20 protein-coding genes are annotated in these 23,111 nt (G+C 47.0%); 7 read left to right on the plus strand and 13 right to left on the minus strand.

Annotated features, from left to right (window positions below):
• Positions 1-407 precede the first annotated feature (407 nt).
• Positions 408-2,003 carry a hypothetical protein gene (locus CWB98_RS03395; protein WP_138543547.1) on the plus strand — a complete coding sequence of 532 codons (1,596 nt, stop codon included), beginning with the start codon at positions 408-410 and terminating at the stop codon, positions 2,001-2,003.
• A 44-nt stretch (positions 2,004-2,047) separates the two neighbouring features.
• Here CWB98_RS03395 and CWB98_RS03400 read toward each other — a convergent pair whose 3' ends face one another.
• Positions 2,048-3,868, minus strand: coding sequence for an ATP-binding protein (locus CWB98_RS03400; protein ID WP_138543548.1), 1,821 nt, complete (start codon positions 3,866-3,868; stop codon positions 2,048-2,050).
• Between the two features lie 124 nt (positions 3,869-3,992).
• Between CWB98_RS03400 and CWB98_RS03405 the strand changes: the two genes are divergently transcribed.
• Complete coding sequence (locus tag CWB98_RS03405; protein ID WP_138543549.1) at positions 3,993-4,334, plus strand: hypothetical protein; 342 nt, start codon at positions 3,993-3,995, stop codon at positions 4,332-4,334.
• Here CWB98_RS03405 and CWB98_RS03410 read toward each other — a convergent pair.
• The 6 genes from CWB98_RS03410 to CWB98_RS03435 form a co-directional block, all read right to left on the minus strand.
• Positions 4,296-5,612: a sensor histidine kinase gene (locus tag CWB98_RS03410; RefSeq protein ID WP_138543550.1), complete on the minus strand. Its 1,317-nt coding sequence runs from the start codon at positions 5,610-5,612 to the stop codon at positions 4,296-4,298. The two genes, CWB98_RS03405 and CWB98_RS03410, sit on opposite strands and share 39 nt — an antisense overlap.
• The gene (locus CWB98_RS03415; RefSeq protein WP_138543638.1) at positions 5,613-6,956 is read right to left on the minus strand and encodes a sigma-54-dependent transcriptional regulator; all 1,344 of its coding nucleotides are present in this window, start codon (positions 6,954-6,956) and stop codon (positions 5,613-5,615) included.
• Between the two features lie 196 nt (positions 6,957-7,152).
• Positions 7,153-8,358, minus strand: coding sequence for an ABC transporter permease (locus CWB98_RS03420; RefSeq protein WP_138543551.1), 1,206 nt, complete (start codon positions 8,356-8,358; stop codon positions 7,153-7,155).
• A gap of 12 nt (positions 8,359-8,370) precedes the next feature.
• A complete protein-coding gene (locus CWB98_RS03425; protein WP_138543552.1) occupies positions 8,371-9,684 on the minus strand; it encodes an ABC transporter permease in 1,314 nt (437 codons plus the stop codon).
• A 1-nt stretch (position 9,685) separates the two neighbouring features.
• Positions 9,686-10,399: an ABC transporter ATP-binding protein gene (locus CWB98_RS03430; protein WP_138543553.1), complete on the minus strand. Its 714-nt coding sequence runs from the start codon at positions 10,397-10,399 to the stop codon at positions 9,686-9,688.
• Between the two features lie 14 nt (positions 10,400-10,413).
• Positions 10,414-11,670: an efflux RND transporter periplasmic adaptor subunit gene (locus tag CWB98_RS03435; protein ID WP_138543554.1), complete on the minus strand. Its 1,257-nt coding sequence runs from the start codon at positions 11,668-11,670 to the stop codon at positions 10,414-10,416.
• A gap of 433 nt (positions 11,671-12,103) precedes the next feature.
• Here CWB98_RS03435 and CWB98_RS03440 point away from each other — a divergent pair, with 433 nt between their 5' ends.
• On the plus strand, positions 12,104-12,577 hold the full coding sequence (locus CWB98_RS03440; protein ID WP_138543555.1) for a SixA phosphatase family protein: 474 nt from the start codon (positions 12,104-12,106) through the stop codon (positions 12,575-12,577).
• 80 nt (positions 12,578-12,657) lie between these two features.
• Here the strand turns inward: CWB98_RS03440 and CWB98_RS03445 are convergent, their stop codons facing one another.
• From CWB98_RS03445 to CWB98_RS03455, 3 genes are all read right to left on the minus strand, one after another.
• Complete coding sequence (locus CWB98_RS03445; RefSeq protein WP_138543556.1) at positions 12,658-13,029, minus strand: hypothetical protein; 372 nt, start codon at positions 13,027-13,029, stop codon at positions 12,658-12,660.
• A 126-nt stretch (positions 13,030-13,155) separates the two neighbouring features.
• Positions 13,156-13,524, minus strand: coding sequence for a hypothetical protein (locus CWB98_RS03450; RefSeq protein ID WP_054013330.1), 369 nt, complete (start codon positions 13,522-13,524; stop codon positions 13,156-13,158).
• Positions 13,525-13,852: 328 nt separating this feature from the next.
• Positions 13,853-15,292 carry a PLP-dependent aminotransferase family protein gene (locus tag CWB98_RS03455; RefSeq protein ID WP_138543557.1) on the minus strand — a complete coding sequence of 480 codons (1,440 nt, stop codon included), beginning with the start codon at positions 15,290-15,292 and terminating at the stop codon, positions 13,853-13,855.
• Positions 15,293-15,422: 130 nt separating this feature from the next.
• Here CWB98_RS03455 and CWB98_RS03460 point away from each other — a divergent pair, with 130 nt between their 5' ends.
• Together CWB98_RS03460 and CWB98_RS03465 are read left to right on the plus strand one after the other, a co-directional pair.
• Entirely contained in the window at positions 15,423-15,998 is a 576-nt protein-coding gene (locus CWB98_RS03460; protein ID WP_138543558.1) for a GNAT family N-acetyltransferase, read from the plus strand.
• Positions 15,995-16,576: an FMN-binding negative transcriptional regulator gene (locus CWB98_RS03465; RefSeq protein WP_138543559.1), complete on the plus strand. Its 582-nt coding sequence runs from the start codon at positions 15,995-15,997 to the stop codon at positions 16,574-16,576. The genes CWB98_RS03460 and CWB98_RS03465 overlap by 4 nt, the downstream gene beginning before the upstream one ends.
• Here CWB98_RS03465 and CWB98_RS03470 read toward each other — a convergent pair.
• Positions 16,554-17,732, minus strand: a complete 1,179-nt coding sequence (locus CWB98_RS03470; protein WP_171045573.1) for a serine hydrolase domain-containing protein — start codon at positions 17,730-17,732, stop codon at positions 16,554-16,556. The two genes, CWB98_RS03465 and CWB98_RS03470, sit on opposite strands and share 23 nt — an antisense overlap.
• 238 nt (positions 17,733-17,970) lie before the next feature.
• Here CWB98_RS03470 and CWB98_RS03475 point away from each other — a divergent pair, with 238 nt between their 5' ends.
• Both CWB98_RS03475 and CWB98_RS03480 read left to right on the plus strand, forming a co-directional pair.
• Positions 17,971-18,483 (plus strand): GNAT family N-acetyltransferase, encoded by a 513-nt coding sequence (locus tag CWB98_RS03475; RefSeq protein WP_138543561.1) that lies wholly within the window; start codon positions 17,971-17,973, stop codon positions 18,481-18,483.
• A gap of 10 nt (positions 18,484-18,493) precedes the next feature.
• Positions 18,494-18,898, plus strand: a complete 405-nt coding sequence (locus tag CWB98_RS03480; protein WP_138543562.1) for a hypothetical protein — start codon at positions 18,494-18,496, stop codon at positions 18,896-18,898.
• A 43-nt stretch (positions 18,899-18,941) separates the two neighbouring features.
• Here CWB98_RS03480 and CWB98_RS03485 read toward each other — a convergent pair whose 3' ends face one another.
• Together CWB98_RS03485 and CWB98_RS03490 are read right to left on the minus strand one after the other, a co-directional pair.
• Positions 18,942-21,548 carry a serine hydrolase gene (locus tag CWB98_RS03485; protein ID WP_138543563.1) on the minus strand — a complete coding sequence of 869 codons (2,607 nt, stop codon included), beginning with the start codon at positions 21,546-21,548 and terminating at the stop codon, positions 18,942-18,944.
• A 173-nt stretch (positions 21,549-21,721) separates the two neighbouring features.
• Positions 21,722-23,110: an FG-GAP repeat domain-containing protein gene (locus tag CWB98_RS03490; protein ID WP_171045574.1), complete on the minus strand. Its 1,389-nt coding sequence runs from the start codon at positions 23,108-23,110 to the stop codon at positions 21,722-21,724.
• Position 23,111 lies beyond the last annotated feature (1 nt).

Below are 23,111 nucleotides of genomic sequence, written 5' to 3' on the forward strand. Positions count from 1 at the left end.
TTACAACTTAATGACAACTAAGGCCGCTGTAATAGTCAAATAACACTGTTTTTATCATTCATAAGCATAACGGGGCTCTATCAATGCCATTGACGGTAACAAGTCGGAGCACACTGCCGCATGACAGACAAACCGCATCTTGTAATACTCGCTCTGCTATATTCGTAACTGTAGTAAACCCTAATCAGTACCTTATCTTCATAGCATTAGCATCGCGCGTTCTTTGGGCCAACCCCATTGAGCGAAATTGATTTAAATCAATGATTAATTTGGTAAAATAATTTCTCGCAACTGATTTGCGACACATCAAACGAAGCCCCGAATAGACACAAAACCACTCCACAAATTACCTCTATTGAGTACACTGAGTACAGCCCTTAGCGTTAACTCTTTACAAGGAAACCGCCATGAAATTTCCCCTTTCAGCACTCACTTTCGGCATTATATCCAGCTTGTCTTTTTCTCATTTATCTTTTGCCCAAAACACCAAAGTTGAAGCTGCGCCTTTACCTTATGCTGACATTACTCAAACTACGCGGACGCAAAACTACGACTATTCAGACAATCACCCCTGGAGTCAGATGCCGCCTGCTGCCCTGCGCCCCATTCAGGTGCCCCTGTTTGTGTCTATCGGGTTTGATGACAATGGTTCTAAAGAAGGAATGGACTGGATAACCGGCTATACACGCCACTTACAGAATGCGCTGGGAAGTAATAATACCGCCACCTTTGACGGCGCACCTGTACGCTTTAGCTTTTTTAATACAGCTGCTTACATTCATTCATCCGCCAATGACCCTGTAGGAATAAAATATGCTTGGCGCAATGCCTGGCTGGATGGACATGAAATTGGTAACCATACCTGGAGTCATCATGATGGTGGGCCAGATACCGGGAACTTTTCAGAGCAAATGTGGCAAGAAGAGATCCTTGTAACACGCAGCTGGTTGAACAAGCCCTTCAACGCTAATGAGCTGGATAGTGCACCCGATGACGGCGCAGGCCCGGGGATCCCCATCAGCGATATGACTGGGTTCAGAACTCCCTACCTTAACCATAACAATGCCCTGTTTGCTGTCTTGAAAGCGAACCAGTTTGTTTACGACACCAGTATCGAAGAAGGCTGGGGAGCACAATTCAACGGCACCAATAATCCGTGGCCTTATACTCTGGATAAAGGTACACCCACTAAACGAGTGGGAAAACCCGATGTTGGACATTTCGCTGGACTCTGGCAACTTCCAACCAATGTGTTAGAAAAACCGCAGGGCGGTAAGATGGTGGCCTTTGATACCAATATGTGGGTTGGTGGTGCCATGAGTAAAGAGCGGGTACTGGCAATACTTAAACACAACCTGCATTTACGCCTGCAAGGCAACAGAGCGCCATTGCTATTTGGTGCGCATGCCGACATATACGCCTCGGCCTATGACAGCGGCGACCGTGCTACCACATACCGTGAGCGTCAGGAAGCGATAGAAGAGTTCATTCAGTACGCGCTGCATCTCAGGGTACATGGTCAACCTGTAGTACGGATAGTTCCGTTTAAAGACATTGTGCAATGGATGAGAAATCCCACACCGCTGAATGATAGTAAAGTGGTGACCGTGCAAAACATTGGAGCAAGCCCCACCTACAGCACTGGCACAGTTTACTATAAAGGCGATCAGGTATACCACAATGGTCAGTACTATGAAGCAAAATGGTACGCTGACAGTGTACCTGGCACTCAGGAACCAGATTATGACCCCTGGAAACTCATAACTCGGGCTCAGGCAAAGAAGGTTCAACATCTGGGGGAAATTTCACCAGCAGGTGACACCTACGGCGATGTTCCGATTGGCCCAAATGATGCTAAAACATTTTACTTTACTCCCGCAGTCGGTGCGCGCATTAGCCAAGTGATTATCAATGGCGTTAATGTGGGTCCCGTCAATGAGTATACATTCCAAGATATCAGTGCCAACCAGACAATTCGTGTCGAATTTGCCAAAGGCGAGTAAACACACAAATACAGCCGCCTGTAAGAAGGCGGCTTATCTGTTCTTCAGGCACAATTGGTGAGAATCGTATCTGTTAGTGCCGACTGCGATATCGGCTTTGCGACCACTCCGTCAAAGCCTAACCTGGCATAGTGCGACATGTCGCTCTCAAACACATTCGCAGTAACGGCAATCACAGGCACTACAGGCCATTGCGACCTTATTTTCTGAAATGCTTCAATGCCTCCCATCACTGGCATTTGAATATCCATCAACACTAACTGAATATCTGTAGTCATTTTATCAATCGCTTCCTGGCCGTTTACAGCCAGCGCTGTTTTAGCCCCCTGGCTAACCAACATCTTCTGCAGGATTATTTGATTTACAGCATTGTCTTCCACGATTAGGATGGACAAGCCCTGCAATACAGTGGCTTCCGGTGTTTTTTGTGGCTCTGAGACGGCTTGTTGAGCGCGCTCTCCATGCACTTTTTCAGGCAACGCCAGCGGCAAGGACAGCTCTACACTCGTGCCACTCCCTGGTCGGCTGGTGATATTAATTGTTCCATGCATCGCATCTATCAAAGATTTGACGATAGCAAGGCCCAGTCCAACACCACTATAAAGCCGAGTTGGAGAAGCATCTCCCTGTTCAAAGTGATTAAATAGCTTGCTGAGCACTTCTTCTTTGATTCCCGACCCGGTGTCACTGATAGTAATGTCCAGCCATTGTGAATCTGACGCGGCAGTAAAAGAAAGCGAAATACGACCACGTTCTGTAAATTTGACAGCATTACTGAGCAGGTTAACAAGTACCTGCTTAAGCCGTAATTCATCGCCCAGTCTCTGGGGACTTTCCACGTTGAATGTACAATTAAACCTGAGCTTTTTCTGCTCGCATTCATGGCTAAAAATATGTTCAATCGTTTTACTTACTCTGCGCAAGTCAAATTCTCGCTCCTCAAGTTGCAACTTACCCTTTTCCATTTGTGTAAAATCAAGAATGTCATTTACAAGGGTCGACAACATCTCGCTGCACATGCGTGCCGTATCAAGAAGTGATGCACTTTCGTTTGACTGAGGTTCTTTTTGTAGTAGTTGCAGGGCACCATACAGGCCATTAATAGGGGTTCTGAGTTCATGGGACATATTCGCAAGTAACTGAGATTTTGCCTTGCTGGCCTGCTCTAAATCCTTAGATGTTCTGTTTAATTTTGCAATAGAGTTATTGAGTGTTGTTAGCAATTCCTCCATATATTTATCAGCCTGCTTGTTGTGGCGGAACAAATACGCGATAAAAGCAATAAATAGTACTGACAACCCCAGCAAAGATAAAATTAAAACTTGGGTTTTAAACTGATTTTGCTGAATCACCTTGGTCTCGCTGATTGACCTGATGTTATCGAGCGCTTTAAAAACGGTTGCCTGGTACTGAGCTTTGAGCGCAAAGTAGGCATCATCCAGCAAGATACTCTGGGCCTGCACCAATTTTCCCGCTCGCGCAAGTGCAAATGCTTTTGATTCAATTTCAATCAGTTGCGTGTTTATCTGGGCTGTGGAAGCGATTGCATCCGCTATGATAGGATCCAGCGCCTCAGCTTCTAGCAGCGTCTGATCCAAGGTGTTAGCAATATTGAGGTAGCGTCTGGACCACTTGTCTTCTCGAGTAAAAGTAAACATACGCGATGACATGGTCAGTACTTCATCGTAGTAAATAATATCGCTGGTGATCTTTTTGATAGACTGTATATGCGAATTTAGCTCATTACGTTCATTTAAACTGGAAATGACAAACGGTACCAACGCAGCCAATGCGATGAAAACAATGACTAACAGCAGCAGTAACTTAACTCTGAGTCGCTTTACCTGCCCCAGTGGATCGGCCATAATCAATTCTGAAAGTTTCCGAGACTATAATATCTTGAGTATGTGCATTTTTATACCTAGTTCAAGCCAGCTCCGCAAATCCATACAAACTATGACATGCTAATAGCGATTCTCAGGGGACTTTATGAAAATTATCCGGCTCACTTTGAGTACAGTTCTGTTGGGCTTGCCGCTGTTGAGTGGATGTCTGTTTGCGCCTCAAGAAGTTCAGTATTACGACCCTAAGTGCAAGACTATACTAAAAAAGAAGGTGCTTAACAGCGCACAAATACAAGCTGTCCGTCAGTGTCGAGGTGAGGCATGTGCTGTAATACTGGCCGGTGCCGGCCTAGTCAGTGCTGCCAGCCTAGTGGTATCCGGTACCATTGTGATTGCCTCCAACACTGTTTCCTGGCTGGAAAAAGCGCAAGGCTGCCCGGTCCCTCGCTCAACTGATCGTGAGCGGCAACCGAACCTCGACACATAGCCCCCCCTGCTGACGATTTTTCAAGTGAATATCGCCATGATGCGCTTCAACAATTTCACGACACAGAGCGAGCCCAAGCCCGGTACCACTCGCTTTAGTCGAGTAAAAAGGGATCAAGGCATTCGCCATGATATGCTCACTCATTCCCAGCCCTGAATCGAGCACTCTCAGCAAAACGTGTTTGGTCTGAAAAGTCACTTCAATCTTTATTGCATCTACGTCACTACCCGACTCATGGGCGTTTTTAATTAGATTGATCAACAGCTGTTCTAATTGAGGCGCATCTGCGAGAAGCTGATTGGGTGCCGTCAACACACCTGATTTGGTAAAGCTAAATTGCCATTGAGTTTGCAATTGTGCAAGTAGCTCGGGCAACACGACTGGCTGCAACCTGGGCGCGGGCAATTTGGCAAACTTACCATACCCTTGCACAAATTCTGTCAAATGACGGATCCGTTCATCTATGGTCGAAAACACCCGTTCCAGCCTTGCATCCTCGAGTTTGTTCGCCAGAATCTTGCCACTGTGAAGCATGGAAGAAATCGGCCCCAGTGAGTTATTTAGCTCGTGGCTGATGATACGAATGACTTTTTTCCATACAGCGACCTCTTGACGGTTCAGCTCTCGGGTCAGTTGTTTAAAAATATACAGGCGATGAAATTGGTTATTAAGTAAAAGCTCACCATTAGACAAATGCCAGGTCTGCTTCTCTTCCCCCTTTTCTGGTAGCTCAAATAGCCCATCCATTTCATCTGCGAGAACATTATATAAAACCGGACTGGCTTTTTGCGCCAGGCTGTCTAGCTTCATACCTTCCAGGTTGTGCTCGCAGTTTAACAATGTTTTTGCACTATGATTTGAGAACACGACTATACCCTTATCATCTGTCAGTAGCAGTGCCTGAGGCGCACTATGCAGTACCTTATCCAGCATCAATTCTCGCTGATAAATCCACTGTTTTTCATCTCTGAGTTGCTGCGCTGCCTCATTGTACAAACGACATAACCTGCCCAACTCGTCCTCTTTCTGATAAGCAAGTAAAGTTGAAAAATCGCTGTCTTTAAAGTTGAGTAATCCGCTCTCAAGTGCCTGTAGTCCCGCAAATAGTTTGCGCGTCAACATGCGAAGTACAAGCGCACCAACACACATTGCAGACAGAGCAACCGGTAATCCAGTTTGCCACTGTACAAAGAAAAACACTGGCATACTTGCGGTTGCCACAGCAATAAATAACGCGAGATAAAGCTTTTGAGCAATCGACAATCCGGGAGTTTTCATTTAGTAATCAATACCGTATTTTTGCAACCTTCGATAAAGTGCCTGACGACTCATACCAAAGTGCCTGGCTACTTTCGCTATAACGCCATGAAATTGCCGCATGGCTGCTTCCAGTTCAGCCTTATCCGGCTCTTGCCTCTCCTGAGCAGAAACCGGCTTTATGCCGGGATATGCGCTCGATTGAAGGCCAAAATCTTCCGCTTCAATCATGCCAGAAGGGTTCAGTACCGCAGCGCGCTTACAGGCATTTTCTAGTTCACGAACATTCCCGGGCCAGCCATAGCCTAGCAGTGCATTTTCTGCATTCAAAGCCAGTTCTCTGCCGGGCAGAAAGTGAGCTATCAGAGGCAAAATATCATCACTACGTGCTTTAAGCGGCGGTAAATTGAGTTCAATCACATTGAGTCGGTAATACAAATCCTGGCGGAAGCGACCGCAACGAATATCCTCTGGTAAATCGGCATTTGTGGCAGAAATAACGCGCACATTTACCCGTTTTGTTTCTACTGAGCCAAGACGCTCGAATTCTCCGGTTTGCAGTACCCTCAATAATTTCATTTGTCCAGATAAAGGCAAATTTCCTATCTCATCGAGAAATAAAGTACCGCCGTCGGCTGCTTCAAAGCGTCCAATACGCTGTTTGTTTGCACCAGTATAAGCACCTGCTTCAGCACCAAATAGTTCAGCTTCAATAAGTTCCTGTGGCAGTGCACCCGCATTAACCTTGATAAAAGGGGCACCTCTAAGCGATGAATTTGCCTGTATGATCTCGGCAATTTTTTCTTTTCCGCAGCCATTGTCCCCGGTTATCAGCACAGCAACATCCGATCGGGCAACCTGCACCGCCATGTCCACGACCCGTTGCATCGCGCCACTGCGATAAACCAGTCCGCGCAGATCTGCGCCTGCGTTCAAGGCTTTACGCTGTTGGGCAATACGCTCATGCTGTTCATTTTGTTCCTTTGCTTGTCCAAGCGCAATCAGGTTGGCAACAGAGGTCAGCAACTTCTGGTCATCCCAGGGTTTGGCCAGATAGTCCGCGGCGCCCGCTTTGACCAACTCAATGGCCATTTCCAGCTCGGTCCAGGCGGTGATCAGGATCACAGGTAGGTGAGGGTTAAGGGTTCGTAATTCCTGAAACAGAGCTTTACCTTCTTCACCGGAGGTTGTATCGGCAGTAAAGTTCATGTCCTGGATCACCAATGAAATGCGCTGATAACGCACGATCTGCAGCGCTTCAAAGGGTGTTAAAGCCGTTTCAACCTGATAGTCATGAAGCTCAAGCAGCAGTGCAAGTGCATCCAGCACAGCCTGGTTATCATCGACAACGAGTATCTTATTCATCATTATTATTGTGCTCGTATTATATACGGGGTCTGTCATACCCATTACTTTCGATCTTGTGCCTTTGAGTGTACCATGTTTCCCTTAATTATCAGCAGGTAATGGTATTACATATTGCATGGTACCTGCTCTTAAAAGAAGCCCGACAATAAGATTGTCATTGCCGGGATCTGGGTTGGTCATCTGAATGGCTGAGTTAAACGCTGCGTGTCGCAATGCTGGGAGATATATTGGACGCACGTAGCGCAGGCATCAGCACCGAGAGTAAACTCATCAACAGCAGCAATCCGGCAGTCGTCGCAATAAAGTGATAGCCCAGCGCAGGCACGGAATACCAGTTCATCAGCTTTTGTCCAAGCAGAACCGCAGCGGCAGCGCCCAGTACTAAACCAACACTGCATATGAGTGCATTCTCGACCACAAAATAGCGTACTATGGCAGATTTTCTGGCACCCAGCGCACGGCGAGTGCCTATCTGTTTGGTGCGTTTACTGATATTAAAGGTAGATAACCCGAAGACCCCTAATGCAGTCACGATAACCAACACTACAATCAGGGTCATCAGCATACGCATCATCAGTACATCTTTAGCATCATAACGGGCTTTTTTCTGATCCAATCCGGTCACGTCGCTAATTACTCGCTCACGATGATTGGCAAGCATAAGTTCTTCAATCTGGCGCATTACTCGTGCCCTATCCCGTGGCTCAGTACGAACCAGAAACTTCTGAAAATTGCCGACCCTGACCATTGGGATAAGCGCTGTTTTTGTACCAAAGCTGCTTCTTGGCCATTGGTTTGCCATAGTGTCAACAATCCCTATGATTTTCAGAGGGTCCGCTCCCCAATATAGCGTCTCTCCCAGACCATTACCTTGGCCAAACAAACCATCAGCTAGTGCACGACTGACGATAATAACAGACGGTTGTGCATCGCTGTCGTCAATGACCACAACATCCGACGCGGTAAAATCGCGCCCTTCGGATACCTTTACACCTAACGTGCTGAGTAAATGTTCATCACCGCTAATATAACCCATATTGACACTCTTACTTTCTTGCGGTTCAGGTTTGAGCTGCATACCGCCAGAGCTCCCACTGCCCGACAGCACAACCGAGCTTACTGCCGCCGCATCTATCACACCGTCGAGATCACGTAATGTTTGCTCATCCAGCTCAACTTGCTGAAGTAAATCCAGTTTTTTATCAAAGTTCAACGAATTAAATTTAAAGATCTCAGCTTCCGGGTAACCTGTGTCTTTATTCAGATAGGTTAATCTGTCCTGGATGATAGAGACGGCATTACTGACAATGGCCAGCGTAATTGCGAGTTGAAGGATCAGCAATATAGCCCCTAATTTCGATCGCATTAGCGCATTAATAGTTGGTTTTAATTCAAACATATGGCGTTCCTTCTATTGCACTTTCAAGTGTGTGGCCGGAGTGGTTCGACAAACAAGCCATGCAGGATAAAGCCCAGCTAAAATACAGGCAGAAATTGCAAGCAAGGGTGCGCTCATTAGCATTATCCAATCCATATTGGCCAATCCGGCGTAGTAATCGTAAGTCTGGCTTACTCCGAGCAAGCCAAGTTGTGCAAACAACACGCCCAGGCCTCCCCCTAACAAACCCAATACACCAACCTCTACCAGGTGCTGATAGAATACCTGTCGCTTGCTGGCGCCCAGTGCCCTTCTGACACCCACATCTGGGGCACGGCGCATAAACTTGGCCAGTAATAATCCTAAAATATTAGCAACACACACAGCCAGAAACATAAAGCTCAACCCGACCAGTATTTTATTATCTTCACTGATAACGTCGTTATAGCGCATCCAGTCATTGACATCTTGTAACGAGTACTGAAGGGATTCTCGGTTAAAGCGACCCAGCTTTTGCTGCTGTTGCATATAAGCCATCAGCATATCGCCATAGGCCTGGTGCTGTTGCGGGGTATCCAGCTGCACCCAAAATTGAACCCAGACCATCTCTGAGTTCATTTTGTCATTAAAGTCTCGGGTTTCCTCAAACTTCCAGGCGTTGGTATTGCCCCAGGTATCCACGTCATAAGCTTTAACATGGCTAAATGGCGCAAACATTCGCTCTGCCTCGCCAAAACTACCATTGTTTAAATCGTAGAACTTGATTGTTGGGCGCCATTTTTTCGTAACCCCCACTATCTCTTGACGACGTTCACCAAGGAAAACCGATTCGCCCACGACATCGGTCTTACCAAACAGCTGCTTAGCCATCTCTTCATCGATCACCACAACTGGCGCAGCATCACGCTCTTGCTCTTCTGTCCAGGCATTGCCATGTAAAAAGGTCAGATCAAACATAGTGAAGAAGTCACGTCCGGTTACTCGGGTGTTTTCTATAAAAGGCTTGCTGGATACCGTGTTAAGGTGAACCGAAAAGCCTGAGCGCAGCATAGGAGCACGAAGATACTCTCCAGGCAACGCGTCAAGGTTTATGGCATCTGTGTAGGTCAGCTGATATGGAATATCATCTGGTGTTCGCCAGGTTTCTCCGTCATCCATCGTTTGTAGTTGAACCGAAAACAAGCGATCACTCTTGTGCGGTATAGGGTCCATAGACATCATGTGATAGACAGACAAAGTTGTCATAGTTACCCCTATGCCGATGGCAATGGCCAGGATCATCAAAAAAGTCACCAAGGGTGTCTGACGCAGGCTGCGCCAAGCTAAGTCAATATAATGTATAAACATATTAGCCTCCTGCTGCTAACGGTGTTGCAGCTGAGCGACCCTGATACAAGGTAAAATCGGTAACCCTGCCGTCGACAATCTGAATGTTGCGCGGAGCGCGGCGTGCCAATTCGGGATCATGGGTTACCATCACAATGGTTGCGCCTTCACGGTTTATCTGTTCCAGCAACTCCATCACCTGACGTGCCATCAAACTATCCAGGTTACCAGTTGGCTCATCTGCCAACAAAAAGCGTGGACGCCCGGCCAGTGCTCTGGCAATAGCAACGCGCTGTTGCTGCCCCCCAGACAACTGCTGAGGTAAGTGCTTTGCCCGCCCAGCCAGCCCTACCAGTTCAAGACACTCTTCAACCCGACGTTTGCGCTCTGCCGATTTAATGCCTCGATAGCGTAATGGAACCTCTACATTCTCATACAAATTTAAATCCGGAATAAGGTTGAAACCCTGGAAAATAAAACCAATTTTCTGGTTTCTCAGATCAGCCCTGGCGTTGTCATTGAGCTTGCCAATATCAACGCCATCCAGACAGTACTGCCCGCCACTAAAAGGCTCCAGCATACCTGCAATATTCAAAAAGGTCGTTTTACCTGATCCGGAAGGACCTGTCACAGCCACGAACTCTCCTTCAGCCACGTGAAGGTTAAAATCCCGCAGTGCGTGAGTCTGTACCATTTCAGTCTGATAGACTTTACTGATTGCTTTCATATCTAGCATTGTTGTTATCCTTTTTATCTCAGTTGCACTAGGGGTGCATTTTCAAATTGTTCATAATTAGACACGATGATCTGATCGCCAGGAGACAAACCATCCAAAATTTCGACTTCGTTGACACTGGAAGCGCCCGTGCGAATATCCATTCGCGTTGCGACTTCACCCTGTATTCGATAAACCACTGAACCACCGGCGTTCATAAAAGGTCCGCGTCGAACCTTAACTACACTCTCTTTTTGATCCAAAAGGATGCGGGCAGATAAACGCTGGTTTTGTCGAATACCATCAATATCACTGTGTTCAAAACGTACCCTTGCGGTGACCTCTCGGTTGCTGACCTCTGGAGAAATCGCTGAGAGCTTACCATAAAGTTCACTCGCCCCGACTTGAAGCACAACTTGCATGCCCAGGCCAAGTTCATTGGCATAACTTTCAGGTACTTGTAACTGTGCTTCGTACGCTGATAAATCAACCAGTGTCATCAATGCTTGCTGAGCCAACACAGCAGCTTTAGTTTGTACCATCAGATTGCCAACCAGTCCGCTCACAGGTGCATTGATCTCAAGTGCATTCACCTTACGTTGCAGCTCATCAACAACCAATTGCTGCCGCTCGACCAAGTTACTCGCAGCAGCCAGCTCAAATGCTAAGGTATCTTTACCCAATGCAACCTCTTGCTGGGCATGAAGATAGTTCAGCTTGGCTCGGGCCAAATCGTCCACCGCTTCTTCAAGGTCAATCTGACTGATCAGATTTTTCTTGATGGAAATTTGTGCACGACGGTTTTCTCGCTCTGCGGCATCTAATGTCACCTTGGCCAACTCCAGACTACGATTGAGCGTCAGAGTTTCGCGTCTGACTTCAAGCTCCTCTCTGGCTAAGCCATCTTGCAAACGAGCAAGCTCAGCTTGTTGCTGCTTCAGTTCATTGGTCAATGCGGGGCTGATAACTCTTGCAATCACGTCGCCCGCAGCCACCGTGTCCCCAGCCTTAACCAGCAGATCAACAAACCCGGCTTCCGGGCTGTATACCTGGGGTGCATTTGCCGCAACTATCCGACCACTGGCAAGAATATCGCGAACAAAGTCGCCGCGAGATACAGTTGCAAATTGCAGTGTATCGCGCTCAAAAGAGCGACCTGTATTGTCGGCTACAGAGATTGCTTGGGCGGTGATCGCCAGCGTGCCGCATAAAGCGATCACACCTACCGCCTTCTTCCAACTAAATGTCCGGGACTCAACGACTGAATCCTGCTTACTAGTGTCTTTAATCATGAGTACTCCTGTCTTTTAGATTCCATCTCATTTGTCACTTCATACTGTCTAATCACCACCCCAGCCAACAACATCAGGCAGGGTGAGATGATAAAGCCGCAAAACATCAACATGTTGAAGTGTCCTGTTATCTGTTTGACAGAATGAATACCAGACTCATGCCAACTTTTAACCTTTTGTTTTGTATTGGTTTTTTATTTTATAAATAGAACCAAAAGTGTCCGCGGACAGAAAAAGTGTCCGCTCTCCTTGCTACGGCGGACAGATTGAACACGAACGAATCGTACCTTTTTGGCTTGTATAACTGATAGTGGTGGCGGGCTATTGTTTCGAGATAACTGGGCTAGGGAACTACATCCGGCATTGAGATATCTTGAATTCTGGGTCAAGTTTAGACACACTGCCTTTTTAAATTATAATGATAATAACCACTATGAAATCAATGATCCTGACGTTACTGGCACTCATCTCTCTTTCCTCTTATGCGTTACCTGAGCGTATAGTACTGCTCCGTCACGCAGAAAAAATGACGGGACCGGATCCAGAGCTAACCGAGCAAGGGCATCACAGAGCACATCGGCTCACTGCGCTACTTACTCCTTACAAACCAACCGCTTTGTTTTCAACAAACTATAATCGCACTAAGCAAACACTGGCTCCACTGAGTGATGCAACCTCACTGTCGGTAACAGAGTATGATCCACGTAAGCTGGCTGGTTTCGCTGAGCAGCTAAAAGGCTATACAGGTACCTTAGTTGTTGCTGGTCACAGCAATACAACGCCCGAACTGGTAAAGCACCTGAGCGGACAAGCTGTCAGCATCAGTGAGAAAGAGTTTCATAAGGTGTTTATCGTAAGCTGGCAAGATGATGGCAAGGCGACTGTGCAAGAGCTGAGTTCAGACTAAGGTGTCACCTTTATTTGATGTTGCTATAAGACTTTAAAAAAGCAGCAGGCCTACCTGATGGCAGGCCTCAGAGTCGAAAGTTAATGACCCGTTTCGTAGTCTGCACGAGCAGTGTTGGTTCGTTCCCAGGTACCGTCTTTATAGAGGATTAACGCGGAGGCAGTATTGTTTGGTGAATATGCACGGATGGTCGCACCACAACTTGTACCACCGCTACAATTGGCAATACCGCTCCAACGCACTTCCTCAACCGGCTTGGTGATATTTTTAATATAGAATCGTCCACTTGTTGAGTTACCAAATGAGAAGTCGAGTGCACTACAGCTCGCTGTTCCATTCCCCCAGCTATGACCACCACTTTTAGGATAGATATCGCAGACCATTTGCGCAGAGAATGCTGAACCGGCGAATAATGTACCCGCAACAAGAGCCAGTGTTTTTAGTGTTTTCATCGTTATAATCCTTATCACTCTTTTCAGAGAAACTTTCTATAAAAAGGCAGCATATACACGTCAGTAAGGTTAAATATGCTGGTATTTAGTTCGTAATTTTCAATAGGGCTAACAGTGGACTGCTCACTAGTGACCAGTTTCGTATTCAGCATTGGCTGTATTTGTTCTTTCCCACGTGCCGTCTTTATACAAGATAAGCGCAGATGCAGAGTTTGTTGTGTACGCTCTGATTGTGACACTGCAACTGGTCCCGCCTGAGCAATTCGCGCCACTCCAATGAACTTCCTGGATAGGTTTACTGATATTTTTCAGGTAGAAGCGTCCACTTGTAGAGCGACCAAATGAAAAGTCAAAACCCATACAGTTGGCTGTACCATTCCCCCAGCTAGAACCGTTACTCTTGGGGTATACATCACATACCATCTCTGCAGAAAATGCAGAACCGGCGAAAAAAGTGCCCGCGACCAGAGCAAGTGCTTTTACTGTAGTTTTCATCGTTATTATCCTTATACATACATAAAATGTAAAAAAACCAACAATCAAATGATGCCAACAATGCAACATTTGTTACTTAAACTACCCAACAAAAAACAACAATGTCAACATTAAAAAACCAAAAAAACACAAATAAAACACCAAATGGTTACAAATAATTTATTCCAACCAAGATATTAATTCTTAACAATACACTGAAAACAAAGTAAATAATGATGAATCAACAATGCAAGCCACCGTGAGATGTAGATATGTTATCTATCGTAATAACTTTGGGTACTTGCTCATCCATAAATGCTTAAAAAGGAACACACAAGGTCAAGAATGGTTACAGAAGTGACATAATTTTTGCCAGCCCTTCGCGCATTTTTTCTTCACACTGTCCGGCAAAGCCAAGACGAATATGTGTGTAGCGAGATTGCGGAAAACGCCAGAACGCATTTTCCGTTTGAACGTACACACCCTGCGCGGCGGCTTGAGCGCTAAGATCAGATACATCTCTATGCGTATTAACCCAAAACGCCATACCACCATCGGGTACATTAAATGTCAGATGATGCCCTGCTCTCTGATAATGCTTGAGTGCATCAGCCATTGCATCACAGCGTGTTTGATAGCGCTTTGTCATGCGTCTCAAGTGGCGCTCAAACTCACCAGATGCCATCCAGCCAGCCAGCGCCAGCTGCAATATAATGTCATTCTTGTAGTTCATCAGCTGTTTCAGTGCACTTAGCTGAGCGAGCACATCAGCTCTGGCGACCAAATATCCCATCCGGGCACCAGCAAACATGATTTTAGAAAAAGTAGAAACATAGATCACAATACCGTGCGGATCACTGGCGGCCATTGGTTGGAGCGCAGGGCAGCGATAGTGAAACTCATGGTCATAATCGTCTTCTACAATAAACACACCATGTTCAGCACACAATTGATATATTGCCATGCGCCGTGCAACGGACAAAGTAACCGTTGTTGGGTACTGATGTAGCGGTGTCAAGTAAAGCAATTTAATATGAGTTTGCAGCAGGCGTTCACGCAGGCTGTCAATGCTTAGCCCCTCCTCATCCTGAGCAATACCATAGAGCGTTGCACCACATGCCTCAAACGCTCGGTGTGCCGGTGGATAACCCAAAGATTCGACGGCAATGCCTTCTCCGGGCCTGATAAAGGCTTTGGCGATTAAAAACAATGCTTCCTGAGAACCATTACACACCAGCAAATCATCACATTCCAGAGCACGGGCACGACGCAGATAGCGCTGTAACTGTTTTTTTAAAGCAGGCTCTCCTGTGCTGTGACTATAATGCAAACTTGGTACATTGACGGCACGGCATGCCAGGCTGAGATGGCGACGAAACTCATCGTAAGGGAAATCGGACAGATCCGCCAGTCCACCAGCAAAGCTGTATTGATAACTGGCAGCTCCCCTGATGTCAGGTTCTGGCACGGTCAGAGATAACGCAAAGTCTGGCTGGATATTCATACTATGCTGGGTTGTCAGAGTAACATGCTGACTGGATTCTATCGGCAGTGCCTGATTAACCCGATACCCTCTCCTTTGCTCTGAGCATAACCACCCCTGTGCAACCAAATTTTGTAAAGCGGTCATCACTGTATGACGATTTATACCATATAGCTGAGCGAGTTTTCTGGCTGATGGCAGCGGATCATCCGGTTGCAAGTGGCCCTGTCTGATGGCGACCCGGATCTGCTCTGCCAATTGTAAGTGCTTAGGTCTATCCTGAGTCAGAGGCTGTCCGGTCAACATAGTTATACTCCCCACCCGGTATGAAAATCCCCACCTGGTCTAATCAAAAATAAATTTCTGGTTGTTTATAACCTACCAGAAAACCCTACTCTGATCACACAAAGTTAGCAGTTAATATAAGGAACAGCAGATGTTAAAATCGATTACTCTGTCATCAGAAAAAGTACGTCTGGAACCACTCACACGGGCTCACCTGCCACACTTGCGTGATTTTGGCGAACAAACCACACTTTGGACCTGGGTACTGGATAATTATTGTCAGTCGAGTGCAAAGCTTACATTGTGGTTTGAGCAGTCTGCTCAGTTTGATCCCGATATTCAGTTACCTCTGGTGATTGTCGACAAAGCAACCAACAACATAGCGGGCAGCACACGTTTATTCAGGCTGAATCAGACTAATCTGAGTGCCGAAATTGGCCATACTTTTATTGGCGAGCAGTGGCAGCGCAGCCACATAAATACGCACACAAAGTACTTACTGCTCAAGCATGCTTTTGAAACCCTGGGCCTGGTACGCGTACAGCTGCGTACACATGAGCACAATCAAAAGTCACGTTCGGCTATCGCCCGTTTGGGTGCGCAATTTGAAGGTTTAATCTTAAAAGATCAACGCATTGCAGCCGATACATTTCGCAATACTGCCCAGTTCGTGATCACTGATGACATGTGGCCTCAGGTAAAAGACAAACTGGAGGGTTGGTTATGAGTTATCCACGTACCGCATTTTCTGAACACAACGCAGAGCGCCTGTGGCAACTGATAACAGAGCACCCACTTGCGACCTTAGTTGTTGCGGAGTCTGACACGCCTTTTGTTCATATGTCTTTGAGCCTGAATAATGAAAAAACCCATCTACTGGGGCATGCAAACCCGGCTAACCCACTTACCAGACTGGACAAAACACACCTGCATGTCTTGTTCAGAGGACCGGATGCATATTTATCTCCCAGTCAGGTAACGGGGCTGCCGCTGCCGACCTGGGATTACGCCACTGTTCATATCCACGGTCAACTCTCAGAAATCACACACCCAGAAGAAAAACGCTCTGCGTTACAACACCAGCTAAAGCAATTTGAGTCGCCCGTTAATCCCTGGGATATGTCGGTACTCAGTGAAAATCAGATTGCTAAGCTATTCTCTCAGCTGTTCTTTTTCAAAATAGAGATAGAGTCAATTACAGGCACATTTAAACTGAGCCAGAATAAAAATAGCGACATCCGCCAAACCATTGCGCACTTACTTGAAGCTCAGGGCAATCCGCTTAGTCGCTATTATCAGCAGTGAAATGTGCGATCAGTGTTTGTGTCAGTGCAATAATCGGTTCATCACACTCATCCTGAGCCCCACAATTGGCGATCAACCCGATCGCCACATCCTGCTCGGCCAAATAGATACTTTGTGTAATATAGCCAAACTCATTGCCGCCATGATGATACAAGACACCGTCATCGTACTTTTCAACCATCACCCCTAAGCCATAATACAGCTCTCCGTGCAAAAAGTTCGGCAACCAACGAGCTGTTTGTAAATGTGCATCGCCGACCATATTGCGATAAATGCGCTCATTAACAGGAGGCTTTTTAACAACGATGGCTTTGAGTAACTTTGCCATATCCCGTGCGCTTGATGAAACCGGCGCATCGGCCAGTGCCGTATTCACAATCAGCTGTTTTGTGTTGTAGCGCTGACGGTAGGGTAAAACAAAATCAGGTTCCTCCATGTTGAAAAAATAGCCGGATGCCACGTCATCCGCCTCAACATCATACCCTTTTACGAAGGTCTCTGTTAATGCCAGAGGCTCAATCACATGCTCGTGCAGTAATCGGCCAAGAGGCTGTTTTAGCTTGTTTTCAATCACCATACCCGCCAGTACGTAGCCAGAGTTTGAATAGGCAAAGCCGGAGCCCGGCTCAAAATATGCCTGCTGTTCCAGAACAAACCGCAGTGCAAACCGGTTGCCCTTGCGGAGCGCCTCTTCAGCCAGTTGGGCTCGAGTAAAATCCAGCTCACCCACATCATTGTATTCAACGATCCCGGCGCTGTGATTGAGCAGCTGACGCAATGTCATGGTTTCGAGATTCTGGATACGGCCCACCATATCGTATGGCACCCAGGGCAACACAGGCTCATCGAGACTCAGTAACTTTTTATCCTCCAGTATGGCCACCAGCAAGCCTATTAGCTTTTTGCCTGCACTGCCATTGGGGATGCGGGTCTGGCTGGTCATGGGAGCCTGAGTCTGGAGATCGGCATATCCGGCGCTGCCATAATAGCGCTCATCTGATGTTTCAATATACACACTTACACCCGGGATAAAGTCCGATACTAAATCTACCAGCATGGGGGTTACCTGCCTGTGAAGACCGTTTTCAGGCTGCCTGACTTCATCATATGCAGCACCTTGCGTCCCGCCACAACTGCAGACTAACCAAATCAGCATGACAAGCCACACACCTAATTGCCCCATTTTAATACCCACCAGTTGATTTCCTTGTCTATTATTGTGCCTACAAACTACTTTAAATTTCGGTACAAATACATACACTAAGCAATATATCTATTTGAATTTTATACGTTGCTGTCAATGTCCACGACTCAGTTAGCCCGCTTAACAATCGCTTTCGTCTGGCTTTATCATGGCTTAGTACCCAAAGCGCCGTTGAAAAAGACAACTTCTCGTGAATAAAAATAACAAATACAATTATGAGATCCGACATGCAAAAAACCAGGACTGCCGGAGCCTGGCCCTACTGGCGTCTCGGGTTTGGCTGGACACGTATGCCAGGGACGAAGTTAAGGCCGACTGCACAGAGTACGCAAACAGTACCTTTACCACAGACTATTTTAGGGCTTTGCTTGAGCGACCGGACTACCGGCTGCTTGTCAGTGATCAGGCTGGCGTATTACAGGGCTTTGTGCTGGTCAACCTCACCGCTCACTATCAGTCGCCAGATAACGGCTATGAAGTCGAAAAGCTCTACATAGACAAGCCATTTCAGGGCGCAGGCCTGGGTCGCGCTTTACTGAATCAGGTCGCGCAGCAGTTTGGCAAGCCCATGTGGCTCTACACCTGGACAGAAAACGCGGCCAATCAGTTTTATCGTCGACTGGGTGCTCAGCAAATAGGTACTCTTAGCTTTGAGGCATTCGGTAGTACAATCAATAACAACGTTTATAAAATCTCCCTATAAGGAACATATTATGAAGTACATACTCCTGATTTTCTTTTTTGCGTTGCTCTGTGGCTGTCAGACCACATCACCAGAACCTGGTATTACAGGCGACACTGAATATACTGCCAGCGACCCTGAGTATGGCTTTGTGCCACACAAACCGATCAAACTGGGCGGCTTTTTGCGTGGCTCCAAGTATGAAGGCAGCCATATTGACTACTTTCAGAGCCTGACCGGCCCTAATGGCGAGCCCGTCGAAGTAAACCGACTTGGCAGTTGCTGCCCGTTTGAAGATAAATCTATGCTATTTGGCGGAGGTATGCTGGATAAGTATGAACTTAGCTATCAGGGCCAGAAAAAGCCCGTCACGATTTATGTAAATTTATATCAATTTGAATCGCCTAAGGCACCACAAGGCTTCACTTTGTTATAATAAAGAGGAGGGCATCAGCCCTCCTCTTTACTGAGAGGATAAATTAATCCTGATGCGCCACACCGGCACGATAGAACGCAGCCAAGTGTGATTGCAGACGAGCCTGACCCGCTCCATAGCCTAAAGTACTGTCATCGGCATTGGCCAGTGCTACCACACCTGTTTTGGTATATGGGTTATAGGTCATAATGGTATGAGTGCCCGGGTCTCCGCCATCATGGCCGACAAACGGACCTTGCCAGAACCAAAACAGCCCTTGTGTGTCCATCCAGTAGGTGGGGACATCGGTTTGCACAGACAACATAGTTGCAATACTTTGCTCACTCAAGACGCTGGTATTGTCCAGTGTGCCTCCCTGACTGATGGCAATTAAGAAACGAGCCAGATCATGCGCGGTGGAATTCAGGTCACCGTCAAAAAATGTTGGGTAACTGAACTCCTCGACATAGTGGATCTCTCCCTCGTCATCGATTGTATATTGCGGCGCTTTTGGATTATCTTGGGACAACTGCGTGTAATCCCAGTGTGTGTTCTGCATGCCCAGTGGCGCAAATAAGTTTTGTTGCATATGTTCTACCAGGCTGATGTTAAGCAAATGCTCCACGGCATATCCAGCCAGGCCAGCACCAACATTACTGTAGTTGTGCACGCTGCCAGCTGGGACAGAACCTTGTGCAACAAACACATCGTCACTGTAATAACGTCCTCCTTCAAGCAAATACGCTTGAAAAAACTCGGTAGAGTCCGTAATCGTGGTCTCTTCACATGCCTCATGACCGCCTTGGGCATATAAAGACAGGTTTGTGCCGTGTATATAATAACTACAGTTGTATTGCACGGTATCTGCTATTCCAGAAGTATGGGTGACCAGATGACGCAAGGTCAGAGTTTGTTCTGCGTTCGGATGCACCACTTCAAATGGCAAATTCATCTCAGACAGAGGGGTGTCCAGATTGAGTCTGCCTTGCTCAATAAGCTGCATCAGGCCTGTGCCCATCACCGCTTTACTGGTCGAACCAACATTCAATGGCGTATGCACTGTCATGGCTTGATTGGTCTCAAGGTCAGAAACACCGTAACCCTTTTCGAAAATAACCTGGCCATCTTTAATCACAGCCACAGCCACTCCCGGAATGCCCATCTCGGTAAGGCTCTGAGTGAAGTTCTGGTCTACGTCGGTAAAGTCAAAGCCGCGACTCGGTACCACACCCGATGTTTGTATTGCATAATCAAGCACGTTGTCAGACATCCATTCGACTTCTTTAGTCGCATAAACGGGCAATGAGATATCAGGCGTCACGCCTGCGACTTCAAGCACCTGGTCGTTAAGGTCTGAATAAGTTTGATGGCTCAACGAACCAGTCCAGCCATTGGGAAGCTTAAAGTCCAGTGCATCTGACACAGCTCCATTGGTCGCGCCGCCGATCAGAGTCACATGTGGCAGGGATTTGAGGGTTTGAGTCAGCACTTCGCCTGCGCTGTAGGCCAGCTCGCCGGTCAGCACATACACGGGTTTAGTATAAGCCTGGTCGGGGGCCGCTTTGAGTGTTAATGCCTGCTTATCCTGCTGATAATCGGCATTAAGGATCTGCTTGTATGCCACCGTCTGTGCTTTGTCATTAAAGAATCGCGCAATTTCCAATGACACACCATCAAACCCGCCATCATTTACTCGCAGATCAATGATGATCCCATCGCTGTCAGCCAAGTCTTTCATCACTTCGGCCATTAAAGTGCGGGTATCTTCAATATCTTGCTTCGCATGCGGAATAACCGCAAAGAACTCATCAACCTCAGTCTCTTCGTTCGCCAGCATCGCAGCCTCACGGTCTATCCGAATATACCCTAAATTGCCTTCCAGCTTACCCCACCCCAGCGCATTACTGTCTTTGTATCGCGTCAGCTTTTTATCTAAAAGGTACAAGCCAGTCATTTTGGCAAATGCATTCAACTGCCCGTCATAAGCTTCGTCGATATGATCTTCCCACTCATCGCCATGGCGTTGCTGCATAAGCCAGGCTAAATCTTCATACAACTCGGTGCCACCTTCACCCGAGATCTCAAAACGTTTGTCATCTGTGAGTGACACATGCGTGTCGTCAAAATCTTCAAGCATGGCCTCAAACACGTTCGCAAGCTGCTCCGGTGATGTGTCGGCACTGATCTGTGGCCGGTACGCCGTATAGGCCGCCTGCCAGTCAATGCCCCTTAGCTCAAAAAACGCATAATAGTCGTTAAATGTGTGCCAGAAGTACTCAAAGTTTGCCACCGGATCATCACCGCTGAGACGCTGCTTAGGTCTGCATTGCTCACGCATTTCAGGCTGCTTTTCAAACACCCAATCGTTAGTCGCATAAGTGGTTAACGTTAATGTTGTTTTGTCACTTTGGAGATGCTGATCCAAATCCTTCAGTTCTTTATAAGGATGTGCTTCAACCAGCACACAACCGTGACTGTTGTACTGAAAACGTCGCAGATGATCCCTGTCAAACTGCCATAGATTGCCAGTTCCCTGCTGCACCCATACTCCGCGATGTTTCGCCAGCTTATGATCATCCCTGTCACTTCCGCACCCTGCCAGCACCAATGCTGCACTAACCAGACTAAGTGGCATCCACCCTTTCACTTTTTTACCCATCGAGTCAAACATACCTTCGTCCTTTCCATTTGATTACAATCCAGCTCAGAGTGTCTGAGCTGGTCCTAATGAAGAGACTTAAGGCTAAATGAACGAGGTGCGCAATTCTGTAGAATGCTTAGCTAAGGTTGTTCAACTCTGTAGCGAACTGTCAGGAAGTGTGCCTGATTGTGGCATTTATCCTCTTAGAGCTGATATTTTATATAAACTTTCTCACTTTGTTCATTATGCTGTAAAAACCATATGGATGTCTGCCCTGTGTTGTTGAGTAAAACGACTTTTCCTGGCTTACCTTTGACCGATAACGCCAATGGCTGGCTGCGTCGTGACAGACCAGTCTTGCGTTCACCAAAGCAAAGCATTAGGTTTTGTTCGTCATCAAAGAAAATCAGATCGCTGAGCCCGTCATTGTTGATATCAGTCACGCGAAACAACCAATCTTGCGACATTTGCCGCAAGTCCAGTGCCATGTGAAGTGTTTTACTGGCACGGCGCTGTCGTTTGAACTGCCCGTCATTCCCCTGCAGATACAGGTTAAAGTCTAGCTCAAGCACTCTGTCGGACATCAGAGACAATACACTGCTCAGTCCCACTGACGCACTGACACTATAAAGGTCTGGACGTCCGTCACCATTGAAGTCTCCATACCCAAAGTGAAGTAGCTCATCGTCCATCTTCACTATTGCAGCGGCGGTGTCTGAGACTTGCCAGACTCGGGTTGCAGGGTTCAAAAACCCGGGGAATACCAGGATCCGGTGGGAGTCTCCTTCCCCCGACTCCTTAACGAGTACATCGATAATCCCGTCGCCTGTGGCATCCAACAAAGCACCAAACTGGCGAGATTTATCTTCGTCTGCTGCAGCAAATGACCAGCTTTGTAGGTTGTCCGAAAACCCGGCTTCAGTGCGCTTAAGCGCGAATATCTGCTCACCGATAACAAACGTCAGATCCATGTGCTTGTCCTGATTGATATCCTGAAGGGCAAAGTGCGCTGGCAATGAAATTGTCAGTGCATAGTTTTCAGACTGATGCGTACTCAAGGCGTAGGTGTGCTCAAGCTTCACCTGCTGTCGCTGAAAACTGCCATCCTGTTGTTGTAGTAACAAAGTTAACTGACCAAAATACGGTAAGATAAAATCACTCAGGCCGTTTTCGTCCAGATCCATACTGAAACGAATATCTCGCAGTGTACTCAGCAACCAGTGAGGACTTTGCTGATATAAATGCGGTGCTTTTACAAGCGGCATTAGCCCGGTGTTTGTATATCGATATATGCCATCTTCAGCCAGTACCACTGGCACCGGCACAGATTCATCGGCCAGCCTCACCAAGTCCATCGCCACGGCCTTAATACCGGTTGTCCTGAGTGTTTTCAAAAATTGATACCCGACTTTGTCATACCGATAGGTTTCAATATCTCCCGACTCCCCTGCTAACCACAAATGCCGCGTCTCTTTGTGCTGCCACTGTAACGGCGGTGCACTTCCCAACATCTGCGCCTGTGCCGGGCATGGGAGCCCCAAGATCCCTGCAAGCAATAACAACAACCAGTAAAACCAAGGTGGTAAATTCATT

Origin of the sequence: Pseudoalteromonas rubra, assembly GCF_005887115.1 — a bacterium.
Taxonomy (GTDB): domain Bacteria; phylum Pseudomonadota; class Gammaproteobacteria; order Enterobacterales; family Alteromonadaceae; genus Pseudoalteromonas; species Pseudoalteromonas rubra_F.

Excerpts from the sequence above, each read along its gene's own strand:
- CWB98_RS03395 (WP_138543547.1), top strand. The coding sequence starts at position 408 with ATGAAATTTCCCCTTTCAGCACTCACTTTCGGCATTATATCCAGCTTG.
- CWB98_RS03400 (WP_138543548.1), bottom strand. The coding sequence starts at position 3,868 with ATGGCCGATCCACTGGGGCAGGTAAAGCGACTCAGAGTTAAGTTACTG.
- CWB98_RS03405 (WP_138543549.1), top strand. The coding sequence starts at position 3,993 with ATGAAAATTATCCGGCTCACTTTGAGTACAGTTCTGTTGGGCTTGCCG.
- CWB98_RS03410 (WP_138543550.1), bottom strand. The coding sequence starts at position 5,612 with ATGAAAACTCCCGGATTGTCGATTGCTCAAAAGCTTTATCTCGCGTTA.
- CWB98_RS03415 (WP_138543638.1), bottom strand. The coding sequence starts at position 6,956 with ATGAATAAGATACTCGTTGTCGATGATAACCAGGCTGTGCTGGATGCA.
- CWB98_RS03420 (WP_138543551.1), bottom strand. The coding sequence starts at position 8,358 with ATGTTTGAATTAAAACCAACTATTAATGCGCTAATGCGATCGAAATTA.
- CWB98_RS03425 (WP_138543552.1), bottom strand. The coding sequence starts at position 9,684 with ATGTTTATACATTATATTGACTTAGCTTGGCGCAGCCTGCGTCAGACA.
- CWB98_RS03430 (WP_138543553.1), bottom strand. The coding sequence starts at position 10,399 with ATGCTAGATATGAAAGCAATCAGTAAAGTCTATCAGACTGAAATGGTA.
- CWB98_RS03435 (WP_138543554.1), bottom strand. The coding sequence starts at position 11,670 with ATGATTAAAGACACTAGTAAGCAGGATTCAGTCGTTGAGTCCCGGACA.
- CWB98_RS03440 (WP_138543555.1), top strand. The coding sequence starts at position 12,104 with ATGAAATCAATGATCCTGACGTTACTGGCACTCATCTCTCTTTCCTCT.
- CWB98_RS03445 (WP_138543556.1), bottom strand. The coding sequence starts at position 13,029 with ATGAAAACACTAAAAACACTGGCTCTTGTTGCGGGTACATTATTCGCC.
- CWB98_RS03450 (WP_054013330.1), bottom strand. The coding sequence starts at position 13,524 with ATGAAAACTACAGTAAAAGCACTTGCTCTGGTCGCGGGCACTTTTTTC.
- CWB98_RS03455 (WP_138543557.1), bottom strand. The coding sequence starts at position 15,292 with ATGTTGACCGGACAGCCTCTGACTCAGGATAGACCTAAGCACTTACAA.
- CWB98_RS03460 (WP_138543558.1), top strand. The coding sequence starts at position 15,423 with ATGTTAAAATCGATTACTCTGTCATCAGAAAAAGTACGTCTGGAACCA.
- CWB98_RS03465 (WP_138543559.1), top strand. The coding sequence starts at position 15,995 with ATGAGTTATCCACGTACCGCATTTTCTGAACACAACGCAGAGCGCCTG.
- CWB98_RS03470 (WP_171045573.1), bottom strand. The coding sequence starts at position 17,732 with ATGCTGATTTGGTTAGTCTGCAGTTGTGGCGGGACGCAAGGTGCTGCA.
- CWB98_RS03480 (WP_138543562.1), top strand. The coding sequence starts at position 18,494 with ATGAAGTACATACTCCTGATTTTCTTTTTTGCGTTGCTCTGTGGCTGT.
- CWB98_RS03485 (WP_138543563.1), bottom strand. The coding sequence starts at position 21,548 with ATGTTTGACTCGATGGGTAAAAAAGTGAAAGGGTGGATGCCACTTAGT.
- CWB98_RS03490 (WP_171045574.1), bottom strand. The coding sequence starts at position 23,110 with ATGAATTTACCACCTTGGTTTTACTGGTTGTTGTTATTGCTTGCAGGG.